The 26,252-nt window shown below is 65.1% G+C and carries 24 protein-coding genes; 17 read left to right on the top strand and 7 right to left on the bottom strand.

The genetic code is table 11. The features are described 5' to 3' along the window. Positions 1-8: 8 nt before the first annotated feature. The 3 genes from yidC to rpmH are packed head-to-tail and all read right to left on the bottom strand — an operon-like array spanning position 9 to position 2,364. Positions 9-1,724: a membrane protein insertase YidC gene (gene yidC / locus AC5P6E_RS17230; RefSeq protein WP_019336831.1), complete on the bottom strand. Its 1,716-nt coding sequence runs from the start codon at positions 1,722-1,724 to the stop codon at positions 9-11. Further along, on the bottom strand, positions 1,724-2,218 hold the full coding sequence (gene rnpA, locus AC5P6E_RS17225) for a ribonuclease P protein component (protein ID WP_021203275.1): 495 nt from the start codon (positions 2,216-2,218) through the stop codon (positions 1,724-1,726). Before rnpA ends, yidC begins: the two co-directional genes overlap by 1 nt. A gap of 5 nt (positions 2,219-2,223) precedes the next feature. Beyond that, on the bottom strand, positions 2,224-2,364 hold the full coding sequence (gene rpmH, locus AC5P6E_RS17220; protein ID WP_005411729.1) for a 50S ribosomal protein L34: 141 nt from the start codon (positions 2,362-2,364) through the stop codon (positions 2,224-2,226). A gap of 256 nt (positions 2,365-2,620) precedes the next feature. Between rpmH and dnaA the strand changes: the two genes are divergently transcribed. From dnaA to AC5P6E_RS17145, 15 genes are all read left to right on the top strand, one after another. Beyond that, a complete protein-coding gene (gene dnaA / locus AC5P6E_RS17215; RefSeq protein WP_005411730.1) occupies positions 2,621-3,952 on the top strand; it encodes a chromosomal replication initiator protein DnaA in 1,332 nt (443 codons plus the stop codon). 275 nt (positions 3,953-4,227) lie between these two features. Beyond that, on the top strand, positions 4,228-5,328 hold the full coding sequence (dnaN, locus tag AC5P6E_RS17210) for a DNA polymerase III subunit beta (protein ID WP_005411731.1): 1,101 nt from the start codon (positions 4,228-4,230) through the stop codon (positions 5,326-5,328). Between the two features lie 976 nt (positions 5,329-6,304). Next, positions 6,305-7,399: a DNA replication/repair protein RecF gene (gene recF, locus AC5P6E_RS17205; RefSeq protein ID WP_043397711.1), complete on the top strand. Its 1,095-nt coding sequence runs from the start codon at positions 6,305-6,307 to the stop codon at positions 7,397-7,399. A gap of 112 nt (positions 7,400-7,511) precedes the next feature. Then, positions 7,512-9,971, top strand: a complete 2,460-nt coding sequence (gene gyrB, locus AC5P6E_RS17200) for a DNA topoisomerase (ATP-hydrolyzing) subunit B (RefSeq protein WP_010487426.1) — start codon at positions 7,512-7,514, stop codon at positions 9,969-9,971. Between the two features lie 67 nt (positions 9,972-10,038). Further along, a complete protein-coding gene (locus AC5P6E_RS17195) occupies positions 10,039-10,884 on the top strand; it encodes a CPBP family intramembrane glutamic endopeptidase (RefSeq protein ID WP_010487423.1) in 846 nt (281 codons plus the stop codon). 71 nt (positions 10,885-10,955) lie between these two features. Further along, positions 10,956-11,762 (top strand): M48 family metallopeptidase, encoded by an 807-nt coding sequence (locus tag AC5P6E_RS17190; RefSeq protein WP_010487422.1) that lies wholly within the window; start codon positions 10,956-10,958, stop codon positions 11,760-11,762. Positions 11,763-11,894: 132 nt separating this feature from the next. Further along, positions 11,895-13,082, top strand: coding sequence for a tetratricopeptide repeat protein (locus tag AC5P6E_RS17185; RefSeq protein ID WP_241874969.1), 1,188 nt, complete (start codon positions 11,895-11,897; stop codon positions 13,080-13,082). Positions 13,083-13,225: 143 nt separating this feature from the next. Further along, positions 13,226-13,894, top strand: a complete 669-nt coding sequence (locus AC5P6E_RS17180) for an energy transducer TonB (protein WP_010487418.1) — start codon at positions 13,226-13,228, stop codon at positions 13,892-13,894. A 94-nt stretch (positions 13,895-13,988) separates the two neighbouring features. After that, a complete protein-coding gene (exbB, locus tag AC5P6E_RS17175) occupies positions 13,989-14,750 on the top strand; it encodes a TonB-system energizer ExbB (protein WP_483698547.1) in 762 nt (253 codons plus the stop codon). 62 nt (positions 14,751-14,812) lie between these two features. Then, positions 14,813-15,238: an ExbD/TolR family protein gene (locus tag AC5P6E_RS17170; protein ID WP_005411739.1), complete on the top strand. Its 426-nt coding sequence runs from the start codon at positions 14,813-14,815 to the stop codon at positions 15,236-15,238. Positions 15,239-15,241: 3 nt separating this feature from the next. Next, positions 15,242-15,655, top strand: a complete 414-nt coding sequence (locus AC5P6E_RS17165; protein ID WP_005411740.1) for an ExbD/TolR family protein — start codon at positions 15,242-15,244, stop codon at positions 15,653-15,655. 136 nt (positions 15,656-15,791) lie between these two features. Continuing rightward, positions 15,792-17,252: a cardiolipin synthase gene (cls, locus tag AC5P6E_RS17160; RefSeq protein WP_029550763.1), complete on the top strand. Its 1,461-nt coding sequence runs from the start codon at positions 15,792-15,794 to the stop codon at positions 17,250-17,252. 40 nt (positions 17,253-17,292) lie between these two features. Continuing rightward, positions 17,293-17,562 carry a hypothetical protein gene (locus AC5P6E_RS17155; protein ID WP_049412851.1) on the top strand — a complete coding sequence of 90 codons (270 nt, stop codon included), beginning with the start codon at positions 17,293-17,295 and terminating at the stop codon, positions 17,560-17,562. Positions 17,563-17,571: 9 nt separating this feature from the next. Then, on the top strand, positions 17,572-18,315 hold the full coding sequence (locus tag AC5P6E_RS17150; protein WP_049412850.1) for a pyridoxine 5'-phosphate synthase: 744 nt from the start codon (positions 17,572-17,574) through the stop codon (positions 18,313-18,315). A 142-nt stretch (positions 18,316-18,457) separates the two neighbouring features. Beyond that, complete coding sequence (locus AC5P6E_RS17145; RefSeq protein WP_043397720.1) at positions 18,458-19,549, top strand: PA0069 family radical SAM protein; 1,092 nt, start codon at positions 18,458-18,460, stop codon at positions 19,547-19,549. Positions 19,550-19,605: 56 nt separating this feature from the next. Here AC5P6E_RS17145 and AC5P6E_RS17140 read toward each other — a convergent pair whose 3' ends face one another. The 3 genes from AC5P6E_RS17140 to AC5P6E_RS17130 form a co-directional block, all read right to left on the bottom strand. After that, positions 19,606-20,313 carry a 2OG-Fe(II) oxygenase gene (locus AC5P6E_RS17140; RefSeq protein ID WP_019337497.1) on the bottom strand — a complete coding sequence of 236 codons (708 nt, stop codon included), beginning with the start codon at positions 20,311-20,313 and terminating at the stop codon, positions 19,606-19,608. Positions 20,314-20,421: 108 nt separating this feature from the next. Then, positions 20,422-21,438, bottom strand: coding sequence for a class 1 fructose-bisphosphatase (locus AC5P6E_RS17135; RefSeq protein ID WP_014035428.1), 1,017 nt, complete (start codon positions 21,436-21,438; stop codon positions 20,422-20,424). Positions 21,439-21,783: 345 nt separating this feature from the next. After that, positions 21,784-22,986, bottom strand: coding sequence for an amino acid aminotransferase (locus AC5P6E_RS17130; protein ID WP_043397726.1), 1,203 nt, complete (start codon positions 22,984-22,986; stop codon positions 21,784-21,786). Positions 22,987-23,157: 171 nt separating this feature from the next. Between AC5P6E_RS17130 and AC5P6E_RS17125 the strand changes: the two genes are divergently transcribed. Next, positions 23,158-25,248, top strand: a complete 2,091-nt coding sequence (locus AC5P6E_RS17125) for a TonB-dependent receptor domain-containing protein (protein WP_049480385.1) — start codon at positions 23,158-23,160, stop codon at positions 25,246-25,248. A 42-nt stretch (positions 25,249-25,290) separates the two neighbouring features. Here AC5P6E_RS17125 and AC5P6E_RS17120 read toward each other — a convergent pair whose 3' ends face one another. Next, positions 25,291-25,635, bottom strand: a complete 345-nt coding sequence (locus AC5P6E_RS17120) for a hypothetical protein (protein ID WP_483698551.1) — start codon at positions 25,633-25,635, stop codon at positions 25,291-25,293. Positions 25,636-25,780: 145 nt separating this feature from the next. Between AC5P6E_RS17120 and AC5P6E_RS17115 the strand changes: the two genes are divergently transcribed. Then, positions 25,781-26,179, top strand: coding sequence for a hypothetical protein (locus AC5P6E_RS17115; protein WP_043397732.1), 399 nt, complete (start codon positions 25,781-25,783; stop codon positions 26,177-26,179). Positions 26,180-26,252: the final 73 nt, after the last annotated feature.

Raw genomic sequence — 26,252 nt, 5'->3', positions numbered from 1 at the left:
TCTACCGATTACTTCTTTTTGACCGGGGCCGGAGCGGTGGTGGCCGGGACCGGCTCGCCGCCATGGCGCTTGGTCATCCACCACTGCTGCAGCAGGCCCAGGCCGCCGTTGACCACCCAGTACAGGACCAGGCCGGACGGCATGAAGGCCATCATGACGCCGAACACCAGCGGCATGAACTGCATCATCTTCTGCTGCATCGGGTCCATGCCCGGTGCCGGGGTCAGCTTCTGGGTGAACCACATCACCGCCACGTTGATCACCGGCAGGATGAAGTACGGGTCGCGTGCGGTCAGGTCCTGGATCCAGCCGAACCAGGGCGCCTGGCGCAGTTCGACCGATTCCACCAGCACCCAGTACAGGGCGAAGAAGATCGGCATCTGGATGAGGATCGGCAGGCAGCCGCCCATCGGATTGATCTTTTCCTTCTTGTACAGCTCCATCATCGCGGTCTGGAACTTCTGGCGGTCGTCGCCATAGCGTTCCTTCAGCTGCGCGATGCGCGGCTGGAAGCGACGCATCTTCGCACCGCTCTTGTACTGGGTCGCCGACAGCGGGTACAGCACCAGCTTCAGCAGCACCACCAGGCCGACGATCGCCCAGCCCCAGTTGCCAACCAGCTTGTGCACCTGGTTCAACACCCAGAACAGGCCCTGGCCGATCACCGCCATCATCGAGAAGCGGCTGTAGTCGACCACGCGGTCCAGGCCCGGCACGTCTTCCTTGGCGATCAGGTTGACCAGCTTCGGGCCGACCCACAGGCGGGCTTCGGTGCTGGTGGACTGGCCCGGGGCCACGGTGAAGGCCGGGCCACGCGCCTCGATCAGGTCACGACCGGCCACCTGCGACAGCACGTAGTGTGCGGTCTGGTCCTTCTGCGGGATCCAGGCAGTGAAGAAGTGGTGCTGCAGCATCGCCAGCCAGCCACCGGTGATGTTCTGGTTCAGCGTGCCGTCTTCCAGGTAGTCCTTGAACGCACGACGCTGGTACTTCTTGTCGTTGTCGTACCAGGTGGCACCGTTGAAGCTGAAGGAATCCGGATTGGTCATGCTCCGCGACAGGATGGTCGGGGTGCGGTCCAGGGTGCGGTAGACGTAGCCGTTCCAGGGAGCGGCACCAGTGTTGCTGACTTCGTCCTTGAAGCGCACGGCGTACTCGTTGCGCGAGACGGTCAGGGTGCGCTTGATGGTCACGCCGTTGTCGGCAGTCCACACGAACGGGATCTGCAGCTCGTTCTGGCCCTTGGCCAGCACGAAGTCCTTGGTGTCACCCACCAGCTTGAAGCCGTCAGCGCCGGGGACCGGGGTGTTCTTGTCTTCGCTGGCCCAGCCACTGATCGCGCTGTAGGGATGCGCGGGGTCTTCGGTCAGCAGGCGGACCGGCGGGCTGCCTTCGTCCTTGGTCTGCGGGAACTGCAGCAGCTCGGCGTCGAGCACGCGGCCGCCATCGAGCACCAGGCGCAGGACGTCGGTGGTGACGGTCACGCGCTGGCTGGCCGGGGTGGCGCTGGCCTGCGCCTGCACGGCGGCGTGGCCGGGCGCACCCGGAACCTGGGCGCTGGGGATGGCGCCCGGGGTTGCGCCCGGAACGCTCTGTGCAGCGGCCGGGGCCGACGTGGTCGTCGGTGCCGGGGTCGGAGCAGCCTTTTCACGGCTCCACTCCATCCACAGCAGCACGGCCACCATCAGCCAGGCAAAAATGAGGAATACGCGGGTCTGGTTCATCAGCGGACAGGCTCGGCGGGGCCGGGACGCGATGCCGGCTCGGTCAAAGAAGGAGTTGCGATGCCATCAGGCGGCGGCATTGTGCCGTCCACGCCCGGCGTGGGCAATGCACGCAGGCGACGCAGCAGGCGCAGGAAGGCCTGGCGGATCTCGTCGTTGCTGGCGGAACGCGCAGCACTACGGGCCACGACGACAAAGTCGCCTGGCTGGATGTCGGTACGTGTCTGACGCAGGATGTCGCGCAGGACGCGCTTGATCCGGTTACGCCCAACGGCGTTCGGATCAACCTTGCGGGAAACCGCCAGACCCAGCCTGGCCGGCCGGTCAGCCGGCAGCCAGTGCAGGGTCATCAGCGGATCGGACACACGGCGGGCGCCGTTGAAGACCGTTGAATATTCGGCACGCGTGCGAACCCGCGCAGAGCGAGGGAATCGCTTGCGCGGGTCTGCAGTATTCACTGTCGAAGGGATTGCGTCTGCCGCGATGTGCGGCATGGCAATCAGGCGCTCAGGACTTTGCGGCCCTTGGCGCGGCGACGCGACAGGATCTTGCGGCCGTCAGCGGTCTTCATACGGGCACGGAAGCCGTGGTCGCGCTTACGCTTGAGGTTGCTGGGCTGGTAGGTGCGCTTCGTGGCCATTGGGGGCCTCTCGTATGAATGGGACGGAAAGAACCGGAAATTCTAGAGAGGTACCCCGCCCCAAGTCAACCCCTGGCAGCTACGCGAATTCACTGGGCTGTGCAATAGCTGTGGATGTTTTTGTGAATAAGTAGGGGACAAGCATTCCGAAGGCGGGCGCTCGGTGGTAGTCTGAGCCATCCATTTCCCCCCCTTTCCGGCCTGTGTTTGGGCGCCTTGTCGCGTCCATGCCCCGGCCACCGGACGATTATTGCTGATGGATGCTTGGTCCCGTAGTCTCGAGCGCCTCGAAGCGGAGTTCCCGCCGGAAGACGTTCATACCTGGTTGAAGCCACTGCAGGCCGATCTGCGCGTGGACAGCCTGGTGCTGTATGCACCGAATGCCTTCATCGTCGACCAGGTCCGCGAGCTGTACCTGGCCCGGATCCGCGAACTGCTGGCGCATTTCGCCGGTTTCAGCGACGTTTTTCTTGAAATCGGCTCGCGCCCGCGCCCTGTGGAGGCGCAGAACGCGCCGGTTTCCACGCCCTCGGCGCATGTGTCCAGTGAACCGCAGGTACCGTTCGCCGGCAACCTGGACAATCACTACACGTTCGCCAACTTCGTCGAAGGCCGCAGCAACCAGCTGGGCCTGGCCGCCGCCTTCCAGGCAGCGCAGAAGCCGGGCGACCGCGCGCACAATCCGCTGCTGCTGTACGGAGGCACCGGCCTGGGCAAGACCCACCTGATGTTCGCTGCCGGCAACGCCATGCGCCAGGCCAATCCGGGCGCGAAGGTGCTGTACCTGCGTTCTGAACAGTTCTTCAGCGCGATGATCCGGGCCCTGCAGGAAAAGACCATGGATCAGTTCAAGCGCCAGTTCCAGCAGGTCGACGCGCTGCTGATCGATGACATCCAGTTCTTCGCCGGCAAGGACCGCACCCAGGAAGAGTTCTTCCACACCTTCAACGCGTTATTCGATGGCAAGCAGCAGATCATCCTGACCTGCGACCGCTATCCGCGCGAGGTCGAAGGCCTGGAAGCGCGCCTGAAGTCGCGGCTTGCCTGGGGCCTGTCGGTCGCGATCGAACCGCCGGACTTCGAGACCCGCGCCGCGATCGTGCTGGCCAAGGCACGCGAACGCGGTGCCGAGATTCCCGATGATGTTGCGTTCCTGATCGCCAAGAAGATGCGCTCCAACGTGCGCGACCTCGAAGGTGCGCTCAATACCCTGACCGCCCGCGCCAATTTCACCGGCCGCGCGATCACCACCGAATTCGCCCAGGAAACCCTGCGCGACCTGCTGCGCGCCCAGCAGCAGGCGATCAGCATTCCCAACATCCAGAAAACCGTTGCCGACTACTACGGCCTGCAGATCAAGGATCTGCTGTCGAAGCGTCGGACCCGCTCGCTGGCACGTCCGCGACAGGTCGCCATGGCCCTGACCAAGGAACTGACCGAGCACAGCCTGCCCGAGATCGGCGATGCCTTTGCCGGTCGCGATCACACCACGGTGCTGCATGCCTGCCGCCAGATCCGGACCCTGATGGAGACCGACGGCAAGCTCCGCGAGGACTGGGACAAGCTGATCCGGAAGCTGAGCGAATGATGCACGGATGCCGATGAGGCGTCATCGCACAAAACGGTGCAGAATCCGGTAGCAAGCACGGGACACGTTGTGGATAAAAGTGGCGTTTGAAATCGCTCCGAATTTATCCACAGCTTTCCCCACCCCCTGGGGGTCGGTAATACAGAGGGTTTCGAGGTCTGAAATTCTTTTATTTACAAAGACTTAGCGTTGTTTTCCAGCGATTCTGTCTCTACCAGCACCACCAAGCTTTTGATTTATTCCACATTTTTTAAAGCATAGGGGCACGGAACCACATGCGTTTCACACTGCAGCGCGAAGCCTTTCTCAAGCCGTTGGCACAGGTCGTCAACGTGGTCGAACGCCGCCAGACCCTTCCGGTTCTGGCCAATTTCCTGGTCCAGGTGCAGAACGGCCAGCTCTCGCTGACCGGTACCGACCTGGAAGTGGAGATGGTGTCGCGGATCGCGGTTGAAGACGCCCAGGACGGCGAAACCACCATTCCCGCCCGCAAGCTGTTCGAGATCATCCGCGCCCTGCCCGACGGCAGCCGGATTACCGTCTCGCAGACCGGTGACAAGATCACCGTGCAGGCCGGTCGCAGCCGCTTCACCCTGGCCACCCTGCCGTCCAACGACTTCCCGTCGGTGGACGAAGTGGAAGCCACCGAGCGCGTGGCCATCGGCGAAGCGACCCTGAAGGAGCTGATCGAGCGCACCGCGTTCGCGATGGCCCAGCAGGACGTGCGCTACTACCTCAACGGTCTGCTGTTCGACCTGCGTGGCGATGCACTGCGCACCGTTGCCACCGACGGCCACCGTCTGGCCCTTTGCGAAACCGACCTGGCCAAGCCCAGCGGTTCGAAGCGCCAGATCATCGTGCCGCGCAAGGGCGTGACCGAGCTGCAGCGCCTGCTGGAAAGCGGCGATCGCGAAATCGAGCTGGAAGTCGGCCGCAGCCACGTCCGCGTCAAGCGCGACGATGTCACCTTCACGTCGAAGCTGATCGATGGCCGTTTCCCGGACTACGAAGCGGTGATCCCGATCGGTGCCGACCGTGAAGTGAAGGTGGATCGTGAAGCACTGCGTGCCTCGCTGCAGCGCGCCGCGATCCTGTCCAACGAGAAGTACCGCGGCATTCGCGTGGAAGTCTCGCCGGGCAACCTGAAGATCAGCGCGCACAACCCGGAACAGGAAGAAGCTCAGGAAGAGATCGAGGCCGACACCACGGTCAGCGATCTGGCCATCGGCTTCAACGTGAACTACCTGTTAGATGCCCTCTCCGCCCTGCGCGACGAGGAAGTGATCATCCAGCTACGCGACTCCAACTCCTCGGCGCTGGTGCGTGAATCCAGCAGCGAGAAGTCGCGCCACGTGGTGATGCCGCTGCGTCTCTGACGGAAACGCTGTTTCACGTGGAACCCAGAAGCGCCCGGGACCTCCCGGGCGTTTTTTTATGTTCCACGTGGAGCATTGTCGAAACGGATCGTAGAAATCCTGGACGTGCCCTGCTCGGCCCCACAACAACTCGATCTCGCTTGCTCGAAGCAACTCGGAATCCAGGACGTTGGGAATTCGTCTTGCAGTGCTCGTCGGGCTCCATGCGATCTGGGTTCTGGCAGCGAGCGCTTCGCATGTCCCACTTCGTTGTCCTGATCTTCAATGGTGGAAGCAGCAGATCATCTTCCCCGGGAGGAGGTCCTTCGCTTCTGCAAACGGCACTGTCCACTGGCCGGCTCGGGGGCACACTTGGGCAATCCTAGCTTCTAAATCTGGGTATAAATCTAAAGCATGGTGGTGATGGTAGAGCCAGATTTCGTGGAGAAATGTATTATCTGTTTGTTTTTAAAGGGATTTATGAGCCTGAAACCCCCTGTATAGAGGGCCCTCGGCCTGGGGGGGAACCTGTGGATAGTTTTCAGCGCTGAGCAAAAGGGCTTTTTTATCCACAGATTGCCCATACCTTGTGTATAAGTCATACATGCCTCCTGTGGACAGTGTGGAACTAGCGTCCTGGATTTCTTGAAATCTGTGGAACCCTCCAAGGCATCGGATCGCAGATTTGAAGGAATCGGCGGGGTCATCCGTCGGAACCACCCGCGAGGTGTCCCGCGATGGCCCTGCAGTGCTCATGAAATCGGCGAAATCTGAGGGCCTGGACTCTGGAACCCCGCGCAGATTTGAAGAAATTTCGGGCCGTTCCTGCCCGGAACGGGCGCGTCACCCGCATTCCACGTGGAACGCGTCCATCGATGGGTGCAGAAGCTGCACCTTCGGCTCGACCGGCCTGCCACCGCGCCCGGCTTGACCGATGCAGTAAGCTGATGGATTCCCTGCCCCTCTACCGCCTCGTGCGGATGGTCTTTCGCGCCCCATGCAGATCCGCCGCCTTGCCTTGCATCAACTGCGTCGCTTCAGTGCGGTGGACCTGTCGCCCCAGCCAGGATTGAACCTGCTGACCGGCGACAACGGTGCCGGCAAGACCAGCGTGCTCGAAGCCCTGCACCTGATGGCCTATGGGCGCAGCTTCCGTGGTCGAGTGCGCGACGGTCTGGTGCGTCAGGGCCAGGAAGCGCTGGAAATCTTCGTGGAATGGGACGAACAGCGTGCCAATCACCCGCCGCACCGCCGAAAAGCCGGGCTGCGCCACAGTGGCCAGGATTGGAAGGGGCGATTGGACGGCGAAGATGTCGCGCAGCTGGGTAATCTCTGCGCAGCACTGGCCGTGGTGACGTTCGAGCCCGGGAGCCATGCACTGGTCAGTGGTGGTGGCGAACCCCGCCGCCGCTTCCTCGATTGGGGCTTGTTCCACGTGGAACCGGATTTTCTGTCCTTGTGGCGCCGCTACTCCCGGGCGCTGAAGCAGCGCAACGCCCTGCTCAAGCAGGGCGGGCCGTCGCGGATGCTCGATACCTGGGATCACGAGCTGGCCGAGGCCGGAGAACCGCTGACCAGCCGCCGCCAGCACTACCTGGAGCGTCTGCAGCAGCGCACTGTGGCTTTGGCCGCCAGCCTGGCGCCGCAACTGGGCATCCACGGACTGGACCTGAGTCCTGGATGGCGGCGGCATGAGCTCCCCTTGGCCGATGCCTTGCTTCTGGCCCGGGAACGTGACCGGCAGGCCGGGTATACCTCGGTCGGCCCGCACCGGGCGGACTGGAGTGTGGATTTCCACAGCATTCCGGGGCGTGATGCACTGTCCCGCGGCCAGGCCAAGCTGACGGCATTGGCGTGCCTGCTGGCACAGGCCGAGGACTATGCGGAACAGCGCGGCGAATGGCCGGTGATCGCGCTCGATGATCTGGCTTCGGAACTGGATCGCACCCACCAGGCGCGGGTATTGGAGCGCCTGCTCAATGGCCCGGCACAGATCTTCATCACCGCCACCGAAACCCCGGCGGCGCTGCAGGAACTGACCCACATCGCCCGGTTCCACGTGGAACATGCACAGATCGTGGCTGTGCCATAGTGGGCACACCAGGGCCGCTCGACCCCGGCTGGTATAATTCGGGTTGGAATCCTTTCATTCTCGGCGCATCGCCCCAAGCGGTGGCCGACCTGCGGAGCCTACGGCAAGCGCAATGAGCGACGAACAGAACACCCCGGCAAACAACGGCAATTACGACGCCAACAGCATTACCGCCCTGGAAGGCCTGGAGGCTGTCCGCAAGCGTCCAGGCATGTACATCGGCGACGTGCATGACGGTACCGGTCTGCACCACATGGTGTTCGAGGTCGTCGACAACTCGATCGACGAAGCGCTGGCCGGCCACGCCGACCATGTTGCAGTGACGATCCACGCCGACGGCTCGGTCTCGGTGTCCGACAACGGCCGCGGCATTCCGACCGGCAAGCACGAGCAGATGAGCGCCAAGCTCGGCCGCGAAGTGTCTGCGGCCGAAGTGGTCATGACCGTCCTGCACGCGGGCGGCAAGTTCGACGACAACAGCTACAAGGTTTCGGGCGGCCTGCACGGCGTCGGCGTCAGCGTGGTCAACGCGCTGTCGCAGAAGCTGCTGGTGGACGTGTTCCAGAACGGCTCCCATTACCAGCAGGAATTCAGCAACGGCGCAGCCGTGACCGCGCTGGCCAAGCTGGAAGCCACCACCAAGCGTGGCACCACCGTGCGTTTCTGGCCGTCCACTGTCGCCTTCCACGACAACGTGGAGTTCCACTACGACATCCTGGCCCGCCGCCTGCGCGAGCTGTCGTTCCTGAACTCCGGCGTCAAGATCGTCCTTGCCGACGAGCGTGGTGATGGCCGTCGCGATGATTTCCACTACGAGGGCGGCATCCGCAGCTTCGTGGAGCATCTGGCCCAGCTGAAGACTCCGCTGCACCCGAACGTCATCTCGGTCACCGGCGAGCACAACGGCATCGTGGTGGACGTGGCGCTGCAGTGGACCGACTCCTATCAGGAGACGATGTACTGCTTCACCAACAACATTCCGCAGAAGGACGGCGGTACCCACCTGGCCGGTTTCCGCGGTGCGTTGACCCGGGTGCTCAACAACTACATCGAGCAGAACGGCATCGCCAAGCAGGCCAAGATCAACCTGACCGGCGACGACATGCGCGAAGGCATGATCGCGGTGCTGTCGGTGAAGGTGCCGGACCCGAGCTTCTCCAGCCAGACCAAGGAAAAGCTGGTCAGCTCCGACGTGCGTCCGGCGGTGGAAAATGCCTTCGGTGCGCGCCTGGAAGAGTTCCTGCAGGAAAACCCGAACGAAGCCAAGGCGATCGCCGGCAAGATCGTCGATGCCGCCCGTGCACGTGAAGCTGCGCGCAAGGCCCGCGACCTGACCCGCCGCAAGGGTGCGCTGGATATCGCTGGCCTGCCGGGCAAGCTGGCCGACTGCCAGGAAAAGGATCCGGCACTGTCCGAACTGTTCATCGTCGAGGGTGACTCGGCAGGTGGCTCGGCCAAGCAGGGCCGCAACCGCAAGAACCAGGCGGTGCTGCCGCTGCGCGGCAAGATCCTCAACGTGGAACGCGCGCGCTTCGACCGCATGCTGTCCTCCGACCAGGTCGGTACGCTGATCACCGCGCTGGGCACCGGCATCGGCCGTGACGAGTACAACCCGGACAAGCTGCGTTACCACAAGATCATCATCATGACCGACGCCGACGTCGACGGCGCCCACATCCGCACCCTGCTGCTGACGTTCTTCTACCGTCAGATGCCGGAGCTGATCGAGCGCGGTTACGTCTACATCGGCCTGCCGCCGCTGTACAAGATCAAGCAGGGCAAGCAGGAGCTGTACCTGAAGGATGACCCGGCGCTGGACAGCTACCTGGCCAGCAGCGCAGTGGAAAACGCTGCACTGGTGCCGGCCACCGGCGAGCCCGGCATCGAAGGCCTTGCGCTGGAGAAGCTGCTGCTGGCCTACGCGGCCGCGCTGGATTCGATCGAGCGCAACGCACACCGCTACGACCGCAACCTGCTTGAAGCGCTGGTCGATTTCGTACCGATGGACCTGGAAAGCCTGCGCGCTGCCGGCGAAGGCGAGGGCCTGGATGCACTGGCCAAGCGCCTCAACCAGGGCAGCCTGGGCAGCCCGCGTTTCACGCTGGAACTGCAGGAAGCCAACGACGAGCGCCCGGCCGCTGTGCTGGTGACCCGTCGCCACATGGGCGAACAGCACATCCAGGTGCTGCCGATGTCGGCCTTCGAAAGCGGCGAACTGCGCGCAATCCACCAGGCATCGAAGCTGCTGCACGGTCTGGTCCGCGAAGGCGCGACCATTTCCCGCGGTGCCAAGTCGATCGAAGTCGACAGCTTTGCCAAGGCACAGAACTGGCTGCTCGAGGAGGCCAAGCGCGGCCGCCAGATCCAGCGATTCAAGGGCCTGGGTGAAATGAATCCGGAGCAGCTGTGGGACACCACGGTGAATCCGGAAACCCGTCGACTGCTGCAGGTGCGCATCGAAGACGCTGTCGCTGCTGACCAGATCTTCAGCACGCTGATGGGCGATGTCGTCGAACCGCGTCGCGACTTCATCGAAGACAACGCGCTGAAGGTCGCAAACCTGGATATCTGACACAATCGGGACACGGCCGGTGCGCGGGGAGGCGCGCCGGCCTTCGACTCTTGAACACAGGTACCTGATGTCCGCATCCGCCCCGGTTTCCGCTCCGCCCCCGGTTCCGCCGGCTTCTGCCGCGCCGCGTGCCGTTTCGCCGTTGGCGGGGTTCTTCATCGACCTGGGCATCGCCGCCGTCACTCTGTTCGGCCTGAGCCTGATCAGCGGCCTGCTGTGGGGCCTGTACCGTGGCGTGGTGGTCGGTTACGCGAACGCACAGGCCGGCGCTGGCGCACCCGAGGCCAGTTCGGTAGCGGCGTCACTGGGCCAGCCCGGCGCGCTTGCGCAGATTCTCATGGCGCTGTTTGCCACCGGCGGCGCCGCGCTGCTGCTGTACTTCTGGCGACGTCCGGCCAACACGGCCGAGCGCCACGCGTCGCGCCAGGCGCTGCGCCGTCCCTCCACCTGGGGCTGGACCCTGCTGGTGGCGACCCTGATCGTGCTCGGCAGCAATGGCATCGCCTTCCTGGCCAAGCAGTTCGGTATCGAGCCGGTTCCCACCAACCTGGCGCTGATGCAGAGCGCGATCGCGCGCTTCCCCTTGTTCCTGGTGCTGTTCGCGGTGGTACTGGCACCGGCCTACGAGGAGCTGCTGTTCCGCCGCGTGCTGTTTGGCCGCCTGTGGAAAGCCGGGCGTCCGTGGCTGGGCGTGGTACTGAGCAGCCTTGCTTTTGCCCTCATCCATGAAATCCCTGGCACCAGCGCCAACGGCCCGGCCGAGATTGCGCAGCTGTGGCTGGTCTATGGCGGCATGGGGGCTGCGTTCTGCTGGTTGTACCAGCGCACCGGTACGCTCTGGGCCGCGATCGCCGCGCACGCGCTGAACAACGGTGTGGCGCTTGCCGCACTTGTGTTCTTCGGGGCAACGTAACGCCGTGTCCGCTTGACGAAAGATTAAGCCGCTACGCTACACACTGCGCATATGAACACGGGGGTGGATCCATGAAACAACTGCTGCTGGCCCTTGTCATCACCACCCTGGTCAGCGCCTGCGCGACCACGACCTCCCCTACCGGCCGCCGGCAGATGGTGGGCGGGGTGTCGCAGGCGCAGCTGGATCAGCTCGGCGCTCAGGCGTTCGCCGAAACCAAGCAGAAGGAAAAGATCAGCACCGACGGCCGCCAGAACGGTTACGTGCAGTGCGTGGTCAATGCCCTGGTCGCGCAGCTGCCGCCTCAATACCGTGGCGTACGGTGGGAGACGGCGGTGTTCGTCGACAAGGAGCCCAACGCCTTCGCCCTGCCCGGCGGCAAGGTCGGCGTGAACACTGGCATCTTCACCGTCGCCAAGAACCAGGATCAGCTGGCTGCCGTAATCGGCCATGAAATCGGCCACGTCATCGCCCGCCACCACGAGGAGCGCATCACCCGGCAGATGGGCGCGCAGACCGGGCTGGCCGTGCTCGGTGCGCTGGCCGGCGCGGCCTACGGCGAAGGCGCTGCCAGCACCGTCAACCAGCTTGGCGGCATGGGCGCGCAGACCGCCTTCCTGCTGCCCGGTTCACGCACCCAGGAAAGCGAGGCCGACGTGATCGGCCAGCGACTGATGGCCCAGGCCGGCTTCAACCCGGCGCAGGCGGTCGACCTGTGGCAGAACATGATGGCCGCCAGTGGCGGTCGCAGCCCACAATGGCTGTCCACCCACCCCGACCCAGCCAACCGGATCCAGGAACTGCGACGCGATGCACCGGCTCTGACGCCGGTCTATCAGCAGGCGCAGGCGGCCGGGCTGCGGCCAAAGTGCGGATGAGTGCGCATTTCTATGCTGTATTGCAGCACATAAAACGATTTCTCACGCCATCTGTTTCTGATACGTTTGGCGGCTCAGATTTTTCTGACAGTCCGACTTTGCCGCTAACCGGCGGTTCGATCGAGGTGAACGATGATTTTCCGTAACCACAAAGCTGTGCTTTCCGTCCTCGTCGCGACCGCCCTGACCGGCGCCGTGGTCACCGATGCCTTCGCGCAGTCCTCGCGTTCCTCCGAGCGCGGCAACCGCGGCGGCAAGCAGGCCAAGGCCGAAGCGCTGTACCCGAACGCGACCCGCGAGGAGCCGACCGTCAAGGCATCGGCCAAGCTGAGCAGCAAGCTGCAGAAGATGATCGACAGCTACAACAAGGAAAAGTTCCCGGAGACGCGCACGCAGGCCGACGCGATCCTGGCTGACAGCGCCGCGAACGAGTACGACAAGTCGCTGGCCGCGCAGCTGGCCTCGCAGGCCGCCTACCAGACCGACGACACGCCGGCTGCCGTTGCCTACCTGAAGCAGGTCCTGCAGTTCAACGGCCTGGACAACAACGGCCACTTCCAGTCGATGCTGATGCTGGGCCAGCTGCAGCTGCAGGAAGACCAGACCGCCGAAGGCCTGGCGACCCTGGACAAGTACTTCGCCGAGAGCAAGTCGACCAAGCCGGAAGAACTGATCGCCAAGGGCCAGGCGCTGTACCAGCTGGAGCGCTACCAGGAAGCGATCCCGGTGCTCAAGCAGGCCATCGCCGGTGCCACCGAACCGAAGGACAACTGGAACCAGCTGCTGATGGCGGCCCTCGCCGAAGCCGGCCAGTCCGGCGAAGCGGTGAAGGAAGCCGAGGCGCTGGCCGCCAAGAACCCGAACGACAAGAAGGCCCAGCTGAACCTGGCCAGCATGTACATGCAGGCCGACCAGATGGAAAAGGCTGCCGCGGTGATGGACAAGCTGCGCAGCAGCGGCCAGCTCACCGAAGAGCGCGAGTACAAGCAGCTGTACTCGATCTATGCCAACACCGAACACAAGGAAAAGGACGTCATCGCGGTCATCAACGAAGGGTTGCAGAAGGGCATCCTGAAGCCGGATTACCAGGTCTACCTGGCGCTGGCCCAGTCCTACTACTACTCCGACCAGGTGCCGCAGGCGATCGATGCGTGGCAGAAGGCTGCCCCGCTGTCCAAGGACGGTGAGACCTACCTGAACCTGGCACGCGTCCTGCATGCCGAAGGTCGCATCCCGGAGGCCAAGCAGGCCGCCCAGCAGGCGCTGGCGAAGGGTGTGAAGAACCAGGCTGATGCCAAAAAAATCATCAACCTGAAGTAAGTAGGAATAACGCCTGAATGCCTGCACAGTTGATGCGCAGGCGCTCAGGATTGGTATAAGCTTGGAGGTTCCTGCGGTGTCATGCACCGCTGATCAGGGATTCCGCCCCCGGCATCCCGGCCCCACTATTGAGCTCTTGGCGCATGACGGAACAACTAGTCGTTCACCGGTACGAACAACCCGATGACAAGGGGCTGAGCTGGCCTCGCATCGTCGGCATCGCGTTTGTAATTGCCCTGCATCTGGCCGCGTTCATGATGCTCCTGATCCCCGCCGTGGCTCCCAAGGCCGTGGCTGAGAAGGAGCGCAACGTCATGGTGACGATCGTCGACGCCCCGCCGCCGCCGCCCCCGCCGCCGCCGCCGCCTCCGCCGACCGATACTCCGCCGCCGCCGGTGAAGAATCTGTCGCCGCCGAAGCCGTCGCCGGTCCCGCCGCCGCCGCAGGCGCCGGTCGTGGACGTGCCGGAACCGCGCCCGAACGACATCGTCACCCCGCCGTCGCCTCCGGCGCCGCCGGCACCGCCGACCTCGATCGAGGCCAGCGTGGACATCTCCTCGAAGGCCATGAATCCGCCGCGCTACCCGCCGGCAGCCTTCCGCGCGGGTATCCAGGGCGAAGTGATCCTGATCATTGATGTCGATGCCAGCGGCAACGTCACCAATGTCACGGTGGAAAAGTCCAGCCGTAACCGCGACCTGGACCGTGCTGCGATGGAAGCGGCTCGCAAGTGGCGCTTCAACGCCGCTGAAGCAGGCGGTAAGAAGACGGCAGGTCGCGTTCGCGTTCCGGTCAACTTTGCGCTGAACTGATGCGCCCGGGTGGCCGCCTGGCCACCCCCGCTCCCGGTTCGATTGTTTAGCTTAGCTACACCCTTTATCACCACACACAACAAAGGTAAGCGTCATGCTGCAGGAAATTTTCATCGCCGCTGCTGCCGGGGGCAATACGTCCAACGCCCTGTCGCAGATGGGCTTCGAGCACCTGATCCACGAAATGACCACCAAGCCGGGTGATTTCGCGGTTTCCTGGGTCGTGCTGCTGACCCTGGTCATCATGTCGGCCATGTCCTGGTACTGGACCGTCATCAACATCTTCCGTGCTACCCGCCTGAAGAGCGCCGCCGATCGCGTCGTCAGCCTGTTCTGGGACACCCCGAACGCGCAGGACGCCATCCGTGCGATGGAAGAACAGCCGGCTTCCGAGCCGTTCTCGAAGATCGCCCTGGACGCTGCCCAGGCGGCTGCCCACCACCAGCGCGCTGAAGGCGGCGCCACCGGCGGCGTGGGTGAGAACCTGAGCCGTTCGGAGTTCGTCGACCGCGCCCTGCGTCAGGCCGTGACCCGCGAAAGCAACAAGCTGCAGTCGGGCATGACCCTGCTGGCCACCGTCGGCGCAACCGCTCCGTTCGTCGGTCTGCTGGGTACCGTGTGGGGCATCTACGGCGCGCTGATCAAGATCGGTGCCACCGGCTCCGCTTCGATCGACGCCGTTGCCGGCCCGGTGGGTGAAGCGCTGATCATGACCGCGATCGGTCTGTTCGTCGCGATCCCGGCCGTGTTCGCCTTCAACTTCTTCAGCAAGATCAACAGCGCGACCATCAGCAAGTTCGATACCTTCGCGCACGACCTGCACGACTTCTTCGCCACCGGCTCGCGCGTCCGCTAATTGCGGCGCGCGTCACCCAGCGACGAACGTAAGTAGTCACCAAGATCTAGACGGAGCCCGTTATGGCTTTCAGTAGTGGTAACAGCGGCGGCCCCATGGCCGACATCAACGTTACGCCCCTCGTGGACGTGATGCTGGTGCTGCTGATCATCTTCATCATCACGGCGCCCCTGATGTCCCACAAGGTCAAGGTGGATCTGCCGGAAGCCAACCTGATCCAGAAGCCGGAAGATGCTGAAAAGCGTTCCGGACCGATCACCCTGGCAGTCAAGGAAGACGGCTCGATCTACTGGAACGACGAAGAAATCAACAAGCAGACTCTCGAGTCGCGCTTGGCGACCGCCGCCCAGCAGACCCCGCAGCCGCCGCTGAACCTGCGTGGTGACCGCACCACCAAGATGCGTGTCATCAACGACCTGACCAAGGTCGCGCAGGAGCAGGGCATGCTTGACGTCGGCTTCGTCGCGACCAAAGAAAAGGGGCAATAAGCCATGGCATTCAGTAGTGGTGGTGGCAAGGGCCCCATGGCAGACATCAACGTCACGCCCCTCGTGGACGTGATGCTGGTTCTGCTGATCATCTTCATCGTGACCGCGCCGATCATGACGTACCCGATCGCCGTGGACCTGCCGCAGCGCGTGCTCAACCCACCGCCGCAGCTGGTCGAACCGCCGCCGCCGATCGAACTGAAGATCGACGCCAGCAACCAGGTCTCGTGGAACAACAGCCCGATCAATACCAGCGAGCTGCAGCAGCGGATGGAGCAGGAGGTCCAGCGTGACCCGACCAACCAGCCGGAACTGCGCATCGACGCCAGCCCGGATTCCGAGTACGACGTGATGGCCAAGGTTCTGGCCGCTGCGAAGAACGCTCAGATGAAGAAGATCGGTTTTGTGCAGCAGTAATCGCTACACCGCAACACAACAGTCATGACGCGACTGCAGACGCCCCTGGAAACAGGGGCGTCTTTTTTTGTTCTCGTCCTGGCACACGGGTCGAGGTTGGATCCCATCGGGTGGCATGCGCCGCTATGATCGGCGGATGCTCGCCCTCTTCGACTCCCTGCGCCACTGGCTGGACGGCATTGCCCACCTCGGTACCATCCTGGCGGTGGCCTATCTGCTGTACCTGCTCGCGCTGACCGGCTGGATCATGCTGCAGAAGCGCGAGCCGGTGGCGACGCTGAGCTGGATCCTGTCGCTGGCGCTGCTGCCGTACCTGGGCCTCTTCATCTACTACCTGCTGGGCCCGCAGAAGGTGAAGCGGCAGCGTTTGCGCCGTGGCCGCGCGCGGTCGGGCATGGAGCACTACAGCGACGTCTGCCCACCCGACGCCGACTGCACCGAGCTGGCCAAGATCGCCCAGGCCACGACCGGGCTTGCGCCGAGCAGCGCCACCGAAGTGACCTGGCTGGTGGACGGCGCGGCGACCTACGCGGCGCTGCTTGAGGCCGTCGCACAGGCACGCGACCACGTGCATCTGGAGTACTACATCTTCAACCCGGACCATGCCGGAACCGCCCTGCGTGACGCGCTGGTGGAACGTGCACAGGCCGGCGTGCAGGTGCGCCTGCTGCTCGATGCCGTAGGCTCTTCCGCCCTGCCCCGCCGCTTCCTGCAGCCGCTGCTCGACGCCGGTGGCGAAGCGATCTGGTTCCACCCACGGCAGCTGCTGAAGCCGTTCAAGCGCCCGTGGTTGAACCTGCGTACCCACCGCAAGCTGGTGATCGTCGATGGGCGCCTCGCCTTCACCGGTGGCATCAACATCACCGACGACGAGGATGAAAGCCGCAGGGCGGATGCCTACCGCGACCTGCACATGCGCATCCGCGGCCACGTGGTGCGCAGCCTGCAGCTGGTGTTTGCCGAGGACTGGCTCTACGCAAGTGGGCAGGATCCCTCGCGCATGGACATCGCCCGTCTGTGGCCGGCCGACATGCCGCTGCGCGGCGATGGTGCGATCAACGCCCAGGTGCTGGTCTCCGGTCCGGACTCGGGCTGGGAAACGATCCATCGCCTGCACGTGGCGGCGATCCAGGAAGCGCATGAGCGTGTCTGGCTGGTCACGCCCTACTTCGTGCCGGGCGAAGCGGCGCGGATGGCGTTGACCTCGGCCGCGCTGGGCGGCCTGGACGTGCGCCTGCTGGTACCGAAGATGAGCGATTCCTGGTTCGTCACCCAGGCCGCCCGCTCCTACTTCGACGAGCTGCTGCATGCCGGGGTGAAGATCTACGAGTACGGCCCGCGCATGCTGCATACCAAGGCCTTCATCGCCGACGACGATGTCTGCATCGTTGGCAGTGCCAACTTCGATCACCGCAGCTTCCGGCTGAACTTCGAGCTGTCGATGATGATCAGTGACCGTGACCGGGTGGCTGCCCTGGCCGAACTGCTGCAGGGTGAGTTCGACCGTTCCACGCGGGTGCGCGACCAGGCCGGCCGCTCGTTGTGGCTGCACCGCCTGCCCGAGGCCTTCGCCCGGCTGGCCTCGCCGCTGCTCTGACGCAGCGCTACACTGCGGCGATCACCCGGGGAGCCCCACTATGTACTGGTTGTACCTGCTGCTGGCGCTGGGCTGTTTCGCCTTCGCGCTGAAGACCCCCAGCGCCGGGCTGATGACCCTGTGCCTGCTGGCCGCCCTCGCCTTCCTGCTGGCCTGGGTACGAGGCCGCTACGTGGCCCGCTTCGGTGATCTGCAGCGCGACCCTGCCACCTTGGTCGATGCCGACGAACTGCGCCGCCTGCGCGAGCAGGCCCAGGCCCGCCCTGGTGACGACCACAACGACCACGATCCGTCCCCTCTTTCCAAGTAGTTCCGTTCCATGACCCAGCTCAGCGTCAACGTCAACAAGATCGCCGTCCTGCGCAATTCGCGCGGCGGTGCCGAACCGGACGTGGTGCGTGCCGCCCAGGCCTGCCTGGATGCCGGCGCGCATGGCATCACCGTGCACCCGCGGCCGGACCGCCGACACATCACCGCCGAGGACGTGCTGGCGCTGTCGACGCTGACCCGCGCGCGTGGCGTCGAATTCAACATCGAAGGCAACCCGTTCGCGCCGCCGCGCGAGGGCTACCCCGGGCTGCTGCCGCTGTGCGAACAGACCCGCCCGGCGCAGGCCACGCTGGTGCCGGATGGCGATGGGCAGATTACGTCCGATCACGGTTTCGACTTCGAGCGTGACGGCGAGCGGTTGCGACCACTGGTGGCCGAACTGAAGGCGATGGGTTGCCGGGTCAGCCTGTTCGTTGACGCCGGTAATCCGCTGCTGGAGCAGGCGGCCGAAGTCGGTGCAGATCGCGTCGAGCTCTATACCGGCCCCTACGCCGAAGCCCACGCGGCCGGCGATGCTGACGCGATGCTGGTGCTGTTCGCCACTGCCGCACGCCGTGCGCAGGCCGTCGGCCTGGGCGTGAACGCCGGCCACGATCTGTCGCAGGACAACCTGCGGGATTTCCTGGCCCACGTGCCGGACGTGCTGGAGGTGTCGATCGGCCACGCGCTGATCGGCGAAGCGCTGTATGACGGGCTGGATGCTACGGTGCGCGGCTACCTGGCGCTGCTCTGATGCATTGCAGCCGAGCGTAGGCTCGGCTCTACAAGGTCTCTGCATCAACTGTAGAGCCGAGCCCATGCTCGGCTCAGCACCGCCCTGAACCCTTCAGGCGGCCGTCGCAGCCATTGAGACGGCCACGATGTACGCTGCCACAATGGGTATTGCGATCAAGGGCCGAGGTTCCACGTCCCACCTTGCCGGGCGCTTTGAAAGCACCGTCAGCGAGGCGGTGGACGACGGCTGGGCGGTGGACGAGAGCGAGGAGTTCCTTGCCCCGCGCCTCCGCACCGAGGTGCGTGCCGAGACCGCGCGTAGCATCATCACCCGCAACACCTCGCCGGACGTCGGCTTCAGCCAGTCGGTAAATCCCTACCGCGGCTGCGAGCATGGCTGCTCCTACTGCTTCGCGCGCCCCTCGCATGCCTATCTGAACCTGTCGCCGGGCCTGGACTTCGAGACCAAGCTGTTCGCCAAGACCAATGCCCCCCAGCTGCTGCGCAAGGAGCTGTCGAAGCCGGGTTACGTGCCGCAGCCGATCGCACTGGGCATCAATACCGATGCGTACCAGCCGATCGAGCGCAAGTTCAAGCTGACCCGCCAGCTGATCGAAGTGATGCTGGAGACCAAGCATCCTTTTTCGCTGATCACCAAGAACGCACTGGTCGAGCGCGATATCGATCTGCTTGCACCGCTGGCGGCGGAGAACCTGGTCAGCGTGCACTTCTCGGTGACCACGCTGGACCCGCATCTTTCCGCAAAGCTGGAACCGCGCGCATCGGCGCCGCATGCACGGCTGCGCGCGATGAAGCGTCTGCATGAAGCGGGCATTCCGGTCGGTGTGATGGTGGCGCCGGTGATCCCATGGATCAACGACAGCGAGCTGGAGGCCGTGCTGGAGGCTGCGCACGACGCTGGCGCCAGTACCGCTGGTTACGTGCTGCTGCGCTTGCCGCTTGAAGTGGCGCCGTTGTTCCGCGACTGGCTGGACACCCATCATCCCGATCGTGCCGCGCATGTGATGAGCACCATCCAGCAGCTGCGTGGCGGCAAGGACTACGACAGCCAGTTCGGAACCCGCATGCGGGGCCAGGGTGTGTATGCGGATCTGTTGAACAACCGCTTCAAGCTGGCGCGCAAGCGCCTCGGCTTCAACGCGCAGAACAGTCATTGGCCGAAGCTGGATTGCAGCCGGTTCCTGAAGCCGTTGCCGCCGAAGAAGGATTCGCCGCAGGGGTCGTTGTTCTGAGTCCATCCGTCGAGCATGGCTCGACTCTACATCCGAGGCCGACGAGCCGCTCGGCGTCACCCCCCGAACAACTTCTGCGCACTCTGGAACAGGATCCAGCTGGTCGCGATGAACTTGTCCCCACCCTGCGGGCGATTGCCACGATGGGTATGAGTGAACGCAGTCGGCGCAATCAGCAGGCTGCCGGTACGAGGTGCGATCTTCCGCCCCTGGAACAGGAACTCGGTCTCGCCTTCGTCAAAGTCGTCGTTGAGGTACAGCGTCCACAACACGTGCCGATGCAGGGTCTCGGCCTGCGCATCCTTGGGGTACAGCTCGCAGTGCCAGTACGGATAGCCGCCCTCGCCTGCCGCATACCACTGCAGGTTGATCGCACCCGGACGCAGGCAGGTGCGAGCCAGGTCGGCCAGCTGCTGCGGTGGCATGTCAGGGAAGTCCTCGGCAGACAGGCGTCGCGGTTGGCCGTTGCTGTCCTGGATCTGCAACATCAGCGGGGCGATCAAAGCCTGTGGATAACGGCGTAGATAAGTCAGCAGGCCGTTGAACACCGCGATCTGCAGCTGCTGGTCGACATCCTGCCAGCCGTCCAGGCCACTGATACGCAGATCCTTGCTGTGCTTGAGTTCCGGGAACACGCCACTGCCCACGGCACCGGGCTGCAGGCCACGCGTGGCGCGCAGGCGTTCAACGATGGCCGCGCAGACCTCGCTGGGGACGGCGTTGTGGATGACTTCGATGAAATCGACCGGGCCCTGCTCGTGCATGCGTGCATTCCTTAGGCGGCAACGGCTTGATGGTGCCGTTTGCCGCCCTCGGTGTCACCCCACGGTCATGTCATCGAACTGCCATGACCGCTGTCAGGCGATAGGCCGTCAGCCCTGTGCGTCGTCGTGCGCGTGGTGGTAGCGCACGGCTTCAGCCACTTCCTCGCGCGAACCGAGGAACACCGGCACGCGCTGGTGCAGCTGGTCGGGCTGGATGTCGAGGATGCGCTCGCGGCCGGTCCAGGCGGCGCCGCCGGCCTGTTCGACCAGCAGGCCCATCGGGTTGGCTTCGTACATCAGGCGCAGCTTGCCGGCCTTGGACGGATCCTTCTTGTCCCACGGGTAGATGAAGATGCCGCCGCGGGTCAGGATGCGATGCACGTCGGCCACCATGCTGGCGATCCAGCGCATGTTGAAGTTCTTGCCGCGCGCGCCTTCCTTGCCCGCCAGCAGGTCGCCGACGTAGGCCTGCATCGGCGCTTCCCAGTGACGCTGGTTGGACATGTTGATGGCGAACTCCTGGGTTGCCGCCGGGATCTGCATGTTCTCGGTGGTCAGCACGAACTCGCCCTTCTCGCGGTCCAGGGTGAAAGCATGGGTACCGTGGCCGACGGTCAGCACCAGCTGGGTGCTGGGCCCGTAGATGCAGTAGCCGGCGGCGATCTGCTTGCTACCCGGCTGCAGGAAGGCGTCATCGCCCGGAAGTTCGACATTGGTCGGGCAGCGCAGTACCGAGAAGATGGTGCCGACGGAGACGTTGACGTCAATGTTGGAGCTGCCGTCGAGGGGATCGAACAGCAGCAGGAAATCGCCGCGCGGGTAGATGTCCGGCACCGGCTGGCTGTGGTCCATTTCTTCGGAGGCGCAGGCGGCGAGGTGGCCACCCCAGGCGTTGGCTTCGAGCAGGATCTCGTTGCTGATCACATCCAGCTTCTTCTGCGCTTCGCCCTGCACGTTGCCGGTACCGGCGTCGCCGAGCACGCCACCGAGGGCGCCCTTGCTGACGGCGATGGAGATGCTGGTGCAGGCGCGGGCGACGACCGCGATCAGCTGGCGCAGGTCGGCATTGATGCGGCCGGCGTGCTGTTCCTGGATCAGGAAGCGGGTCAACGAAGTACGGGACATGGTCGGGCAGGTCTCGGCAGCGGGAAAACGCCTATTGTCGCCCGTATGGCGGGGCCGTGCGTGAGCGCGGGAAGGCGTAATCGTTTCCAGATGCGTTGCGCTGTCGGCGCCTTCCTTCATGGAGGCGCAGGGCGAGGCACACCGTGGCCAGGACCGTGAGGCGCATGGATGCGCCGACCGAGCCCCCATGGATGGGTTTACGGCGTGTCCTGGCCACGGTGTGCCTCGCCCTGCGCTTCAGGGTTCGCCGCGAGCGCGGAGGGTGTGGCAAAGGCAGAGGCAAAGCAGAAGCAAAAACAAAGGCGCCTTTCGGCGCCTTTGTTCTCAAACCCGTGCAGCCTTGCTTCAGCCCTTGGCGACGGTGGCCACGGCCTTGGCGACGTATTCCAGGTTGTTCTGGTTCAGCGCGGCCACGCAGATGCGGCCGGTGCCGACGGCGTAGATGCCGAACTCGTCGCGCAGGCGTTCGACCTGCTCGCGGCTCAGGCCGGAATACGAGAACATGCCGGCCTGTTCGTTGATGAAGCCGAACTGCGGGGCACCTGCAGCGGCCAGCTTCTCGACCAGGCCGTGGCGCAGGGCGTGGATGCGCTCGCGCATCTCGGTCAGCTCCTGCTCCCACATCGCACGCAGTTCCGGGTTGGTCAGCACGCCGGCCACCAGCGCAGCACCGTGGGTGGACGGGCTGGAGTAGATGGTGCGGATCACGCGCTTGACCTGCGACTGCACGGCCTTGGCGTCAGCGGCGGTCGGCGCCACCATCGACAGCGCACCCACGCGCTCGCCGTACAGCGAGAACGACTTGGAGTACGAGTTGGCGACGATGAAGCTGTCGATGCCTGCTTCGGCGATGATGCGCACCGCGGCGCCGTCCTGTTCGATGCCCTTGTCGAAGCCCTGGTAGGCCATGTCGATGAAGGGGAACAGCTGGCGGTCCTTCAGCAGCTGCGCGACCTGCTTCCACTGGCTGACCGTGAGGTCGGCACCGGTGGGGTTGTGGCAGCAGGCATGCAGCAGCACCACGGTGCCGGCTTCCAGCTTGCCCAGGTCGGCCAGCATGCCGTCGAAATCAACCCCATGGGTGGTCGGGTCGAAGTAGGTGTAGTCCAGCACCTCGAAACCGGCCGCGCTGAACACGGCGCGGTGGTTTTCCCAGCTCGGGTTGCTCAGCGCAACGGTGGCGTGCGGCAGCAGCTTCTTCAGCACGTCGGCGCCGACGCGCAGCGCACCGCTGCCACCAACGGTCTGTGCGGTGGTGACGCGGCCGGCGGCCAGCAGCGGCGAGTCCTTGCCGAACACCAGCTCACGCGTGGCCTGCGTGTACGCCGGCAGGCCATCGATCGGCAGATAGCCGCGCGGTTTGGCTTCAGCGGCGAGCTGCTGCTCGATCTGCTTGACGGCGCGCAGCAGCGGAATGCGGCCGCTCTCGTCGTAGTAGATGCCCACACCCAGGTTGACCTTGGTCGGGCGGCTGTCGGCGTTGTACGCCTCGGTCAGGCCCAGGATCGGGTCGCCTGGGACCAGTTCCACGTTTGCAAAGAAGGACACGGCGGTACTCGTTCGGTAGACGGAAAGGGGGAGGAATTGCGCCACGCGGTTCGCGGCTTTTCGGCCGGAAACAGCCCATCGTAACAAAGCCTGCCGGGGCTGGCCGCCGCCATCGTCATCCGCGGCCCCGTACCATGGCGTGCGTTGCCGCCCGATCCATCAACCTGAATCATGAATCCCGCCGCACGACGCTGTTGCCTGCCGCTGTCTGCCCTGCTGCTGTCGCCCTGGACAGCGGTGGCCGAGCCTGCGCCCACCGCCCTGCCTGCGGTGCAGGTACAGGCCGCACGGGTGCCGGGCATCGACCCGTTCGCGCTGCCGGCCAGCCAGGACACGGTCTGGATCGATGCCAGCCGCGCTGGCACCGGCGCGCAGCTGTCCGAGGCGCTGGCCGGGGTACCGGGGCTGCTGGCGCGCGACCGGCAGAACTTCGCGCAGGACACGCAGCTGTCGATCCGTGGCTTCGGCGCGCGCTCGACCTTCGGTGTGCGCGGGGTGCGGGTGTTGATCGACGGCGTGCCGGCCACCATGCCCGATGGCCAGGGCCAGCTGTCACACGCCAGCCTGCTGGGCGCCGAGCGCATCGACGTGCTGCGCGGGCCGTTCTCGGCGCTGTACGGCAACTCCTCCGGTGGCGTGCTGCAGGTCTGGAGCGCGCAGGGCCAGGCCGGCGACCCGTGGCGGTTGCGGCTCAACGCTGGCGCCGACAACACGCTCAGTGTCGGCGCGCAGCTGAAGGGTGCCGGCCAACTGCTGGACTACAACATCGCCGCCAATCACCTCCGCACCGATGGCTGGCGGGACCACAGCCGTGCGCGCCGTGAATCGCTCAACGCACGCATCGGTGGTGCGCTGGGCGGTGGGCGGCTGGAGCTGTTGCTCAATGCGCTCGATGCCCCCGATGCACAGGATCCGCTGGGCCTGACCCGTGCCCAGGTGGCGGCGGATCCGCGCCAGGCCACGGCGGTGGCGCACCCGTACAACACCCGCAAATCGGTGCGCCAGCAGCAGGCTGGCCTGCGCTGGACCCGTGAAACGGGAGCGCAGCGCTGGCAGTTGATGGGCTATGCCGGGCAGCGCGCGGTGACCCAGTTCCTGCCCATTCCGCCCACGGCGCAGGCCAATCCGCTGCATGCCGGCGGCGTGATCGATCTGGACGCCGGCTACGGCGGGCTGGACGCGCGCTGGGGCTGGCACGGCGATCTGGCCGGGCGACCGCTGGACCTGGTGGCCGGGCTCAGCGCCGACCGCCAGCGCCAGCATCGGACCGGCTACGAGAACTTCATCGGCAGCACGCTGGGCGTACGTGGGCGCCTGCGCAGAGACCAGATCGACACCGTGCATAACGTCGATCAGTTCGCGCAGGCGTGGTGGCAGTGGAGTCCACGCTGGTCATTGCTGGCTGGCCTGCGCCACAGCACCGTGCGCTTCGAATCCGACGACCGCTACATCATCGGCCGCAACCCGGATGACAGTGGCCGCCGGCGCTACCAGGCCACCACGCCGGTGGCCGGGATCAGCTTTGAGGCCAACCCGCAGTGGCGGCTGCATGCTGCGGTCGGCCGCGGTTTCGAAACCCCCACCTTCAACGAACTGGGCTATCGCGCCGACGGGCAGGCGGGATTGGCACTGGACCTGGCGGCCGCCCGCAGCCGCAATCTGGAGATTGGCAGCAAGTGGCACGCGCAGAGCGGAATCCAGCTCGATATCAGCCTGTTCCGTGCAGATACTGACGATGAGCTGGCCGTTGCCAGCAACACCGGAGGGCGCAGCACCTATCGCAACATTGGCCGCACCCGCCGCCAGGGCGTGGAACTGCAGTACCGACAGCCGCTGGCCGAGCAATTGGAACTGCAGTTGGCCTGGACCTGGCTGCAGGCGCAGGTGCGCTCGCCTTACCTGAACTCGAACAACGTGGTCGCGGCGGGCAGTCGCTTGCCGGGTGTGCCGCGCCAGCAGGCGTTCGCACGCCTGCAGTGGAGCCCCGCCGACTGGCAATGGGCACTGGAGGCCACGGCCAGCAGCGATACCGTGGTCAACGACGTCGCCACCGAACGGGCGCCGGGCTTTGCCCTGTTGCACGTGGAGGGCGGACGCCGCTGGACCCTGCCCAGCGGTGAACTGCGTGCTTTCGCGCGGCTGGAGAACGTGCTGGACCAGGCCTACATCGGCTCGGTGATCGTCAACGATGGCAATGGTCGCTACTACGAGCCCGGGCCGGGACGGCGGGCCAGCGTGGGTGTGCAGTGGTCGTGGCGCTAGCGCGGGACCGCTGCGCGCGCCGGGCAGGGCCCGGCGCTACCGTCAATCGGGGGCCTTGGCCGGTACGAACGGCGAGGTCGGGTCGCTGGCGGGGAAGGTTTCCTCCAGCGCCTCGTCCTGGTTGTCGCTGGCGCGCTGCTTGTGCTCGCGGCGCTTGAGCGGGCTCTCCTGGCCACCGCGATGGCGGTCACCGCCATCCTTGCGGTCCTGGGCCGCCTGTTCAGCCACATGTCTCACCGGCAGATGGTCGTCACCGTGCTCGGCATCGAAGAACGGCGCACCGGTGCCGCGGTAGTCGGCGTTGTCGGCATCGCGCTTGCCGCGCTGTTCACCGGGAAGAGGCGGGTGGTTTTCCCGCATCGGGTCTCGTGAGGTCTCTCGGCTCATGGTCTGGTACCTGCACTCGGGGCTCCCACTACACCGCCCTGCAGGTAAAGCCACTGCGAACCTGGCGTCATGAACATCTCGCTCACCCCCCGGTAACGGCACCGCGCGTATTCCTGCCCACCCGCCCCCGCTGCAGGAGCCGGCCATGCCCCGTCTTGAACGACCCGCACCGTCCGTGTTCAACGCCCTGCTCGATCCGCTTGGCCAGCGCACCGCGCAGCGCCGCACGCGCCGCCAGGAAGATCCGCAGGCGGTGGCACAGGATTACCTGCAGTACATGCTCAGCGATTACGAGGAGAGGCGTGGCCAGAGCCACCGCAACTGGCGTGATCTGTGCCCGGTGTATGCCTTCGCGCTGACCACCCATGCCGCGGATTGGCCACGTGGTGATGCCGCCGATACCTGCGAGGAACTGGCCGAGCACTGGGAGCAGATGCGCGGGCAGTCGCGGTTGAGCTGGTCGCAGGTACGGCCGGTGGTGGAGGACGCCTGGCGCGCACTGGACCATATTCCGGCGGCGGCGGTGAGGCCGTTGCTGCAGTAGTGGCAGGCACTTGAAGCAGCCGAGCGCGGGCTCGGCTCTACAGCCAAGTGGTCGCGCCACCTGACGTGCACGG

This window comes from Stenotrophomonas sp. YJH_SMC_16, from assembly GCF_059367875.1.
The sequence above is the reverse complement of the archived record's forward strand: the minus strand, read 5'-3'. Positions and strand labels throughout refer to the sequence as shown.

Coding starts and splice junctions, on each gene's coding strand:
- yidC (WP_019336831.1), bottom strand. CDS start 1,724: ATGAACCAGACCCGCGTATTCCTCATTTTTGCCTGGCTGATGGTGGCC.
- rnpA (WP_021203275.1), bottom strand. CDS start 2,218: ATGCCGCACATCGCGGCAGACGCAATCCCTTCGACAGTGAATACTGCA.
- rpmH (WP_005411729.1), bottom strand. CDS start 2,364: ATGGCCACGAAGCGCACCTACCAGCCCAGCAACCTCAAGCGTAAGCGC.
- dnaA (WP_005411730.1), top strand. CDS start 2,621: ATGGATGCTTGGTCCCGTAGTCTCGAGCGCCTCGAAGCGGAGTTCCCG.
- dnaN (WP_005411731.1), top strand. CDS start 4,228: ATGCGTTTCACACTGCAGCGCGAAGCCTTTCTCAAGCCGTTGGCACAG.
- recF (WP_043397711.1), top strand. CDS start 6,305: ATGCAGATCCGCCGCCTTGCCTTGCATCAACTGCGTCGCTTCAGTGCG.
- gyrB (WP_010487426.1), top strand. CDS start 7,512: ATGAGCGACGAACAGAACACCCCGGCAAACAACGGCAATTACGACGCC.
- AC5P6E_RS17195 (WP_010487423.1), top strand. CDS start 10,039: ATGTCCGCATCCGCCCCGGTTTCCGCTCCGCCCCCGGTTCCGCCGGCT.
- AC5P6E_RS17190 (WP_010487422.1), top strand. CDS start 10,956: ATGAAACAACTGCTGCTGGCCCTTGTCATCACCACCCTGGTCAGCGCC.
- AC5P6E_RS17185 (WP_241874969.1), top strand. CDS start 11,895: ATGATTTTCCGTAACCACAAAGCTGTGCTTTCCGTCCTCGTCGCGACC.
- AC5P6E_RS17180 (WP_010487418.1), top strand. CDS start 13,226: ATGACGGAACAACTAGTCGTTCACCGGTACGAACAACCCGATGACAAG.
- exbB (WP_483698547.1), top strand. CDS start 13,989: ATGCTGCAGGAAATTTTCATCGCCGCTGCTGCCGGGGGCAATACGTCC.
- AC5P6E_RS17170 (WP_005411739.1), top strand. CDS start 14,813: ATGGCTTTCAGTAGTGGTAACAGCGGCGGCCCCATGGCCGACATCAAC.
- AC5P6E_RS17165 (WP_005411740.1), top strand. CDS start 15,242: ATGGCATTCAGTAGTGGTGGTGGCAAGGGCCCCATGGCAGACATCAAC.
- cls (WP_029550763.1), top strand. CDS start 15,792: ATGCTCGCCCTCTTCGACTCCCTGCGCCACTGGCTGGACGGCATTGCC.
- AC5P6E_RS17155 (WP_049412851.1), top strand. CDS start 17,293: ATGTACTGGTTGTACCTGCTGCTGGCGCTGGGCTGTTTCGCCTTCGCG.
- AC5P6E_RS17150 (WP_049412850.1), top strand. CDS start 17,572: ATGACCCAGCTCAGCGTCAACGTCAACAAGATCGCCGTCCTGCGCAAT.
- AC5P6E_RS17145 (WP_043397720.1), top strand. CDS start 18,458: ATGGGTATTGCGATCAAGGGCCGAGGTTCCACGTCCCACCTTGCCGGG.
- AC5P6E_RS17140 (WP_019337497.1), bottom strand. CDS start 20,313: ATGCACGAGCAGGGCCCGGTCGATTTCATCGAAGTCATCCACAACGCC.
- AC5P6E_RS17135 (WP_014035428.1), bottom strand. CDS start 21,438: ATGTCCCGTACTTCGTTGACCCGCTTCCTGATCCAGGAACAGCACGCC.
- AC5P6E_RS17125 (WP_049480385.1), top strand. CDS start 23,158: ATGAATCCCGCCGCACGACGCTGTTGCCTGCCGCTGTCTGCCCTGCTG.
- AC5P6E_RS17120 (WP_483698551.1), bottom strand. CDS start 25,635: ATGAGCCGAGAGACCTCACGAGACCCGATGCGGGAAAACCACCCGCCT.
- AC5P6E_RS17115 (WP_043397732.1), top strand. CDS start 25,781: ATGCCCCGTCTTGAACGACCCGCACCGTCCGTGTTCAACGCCCTGCTC.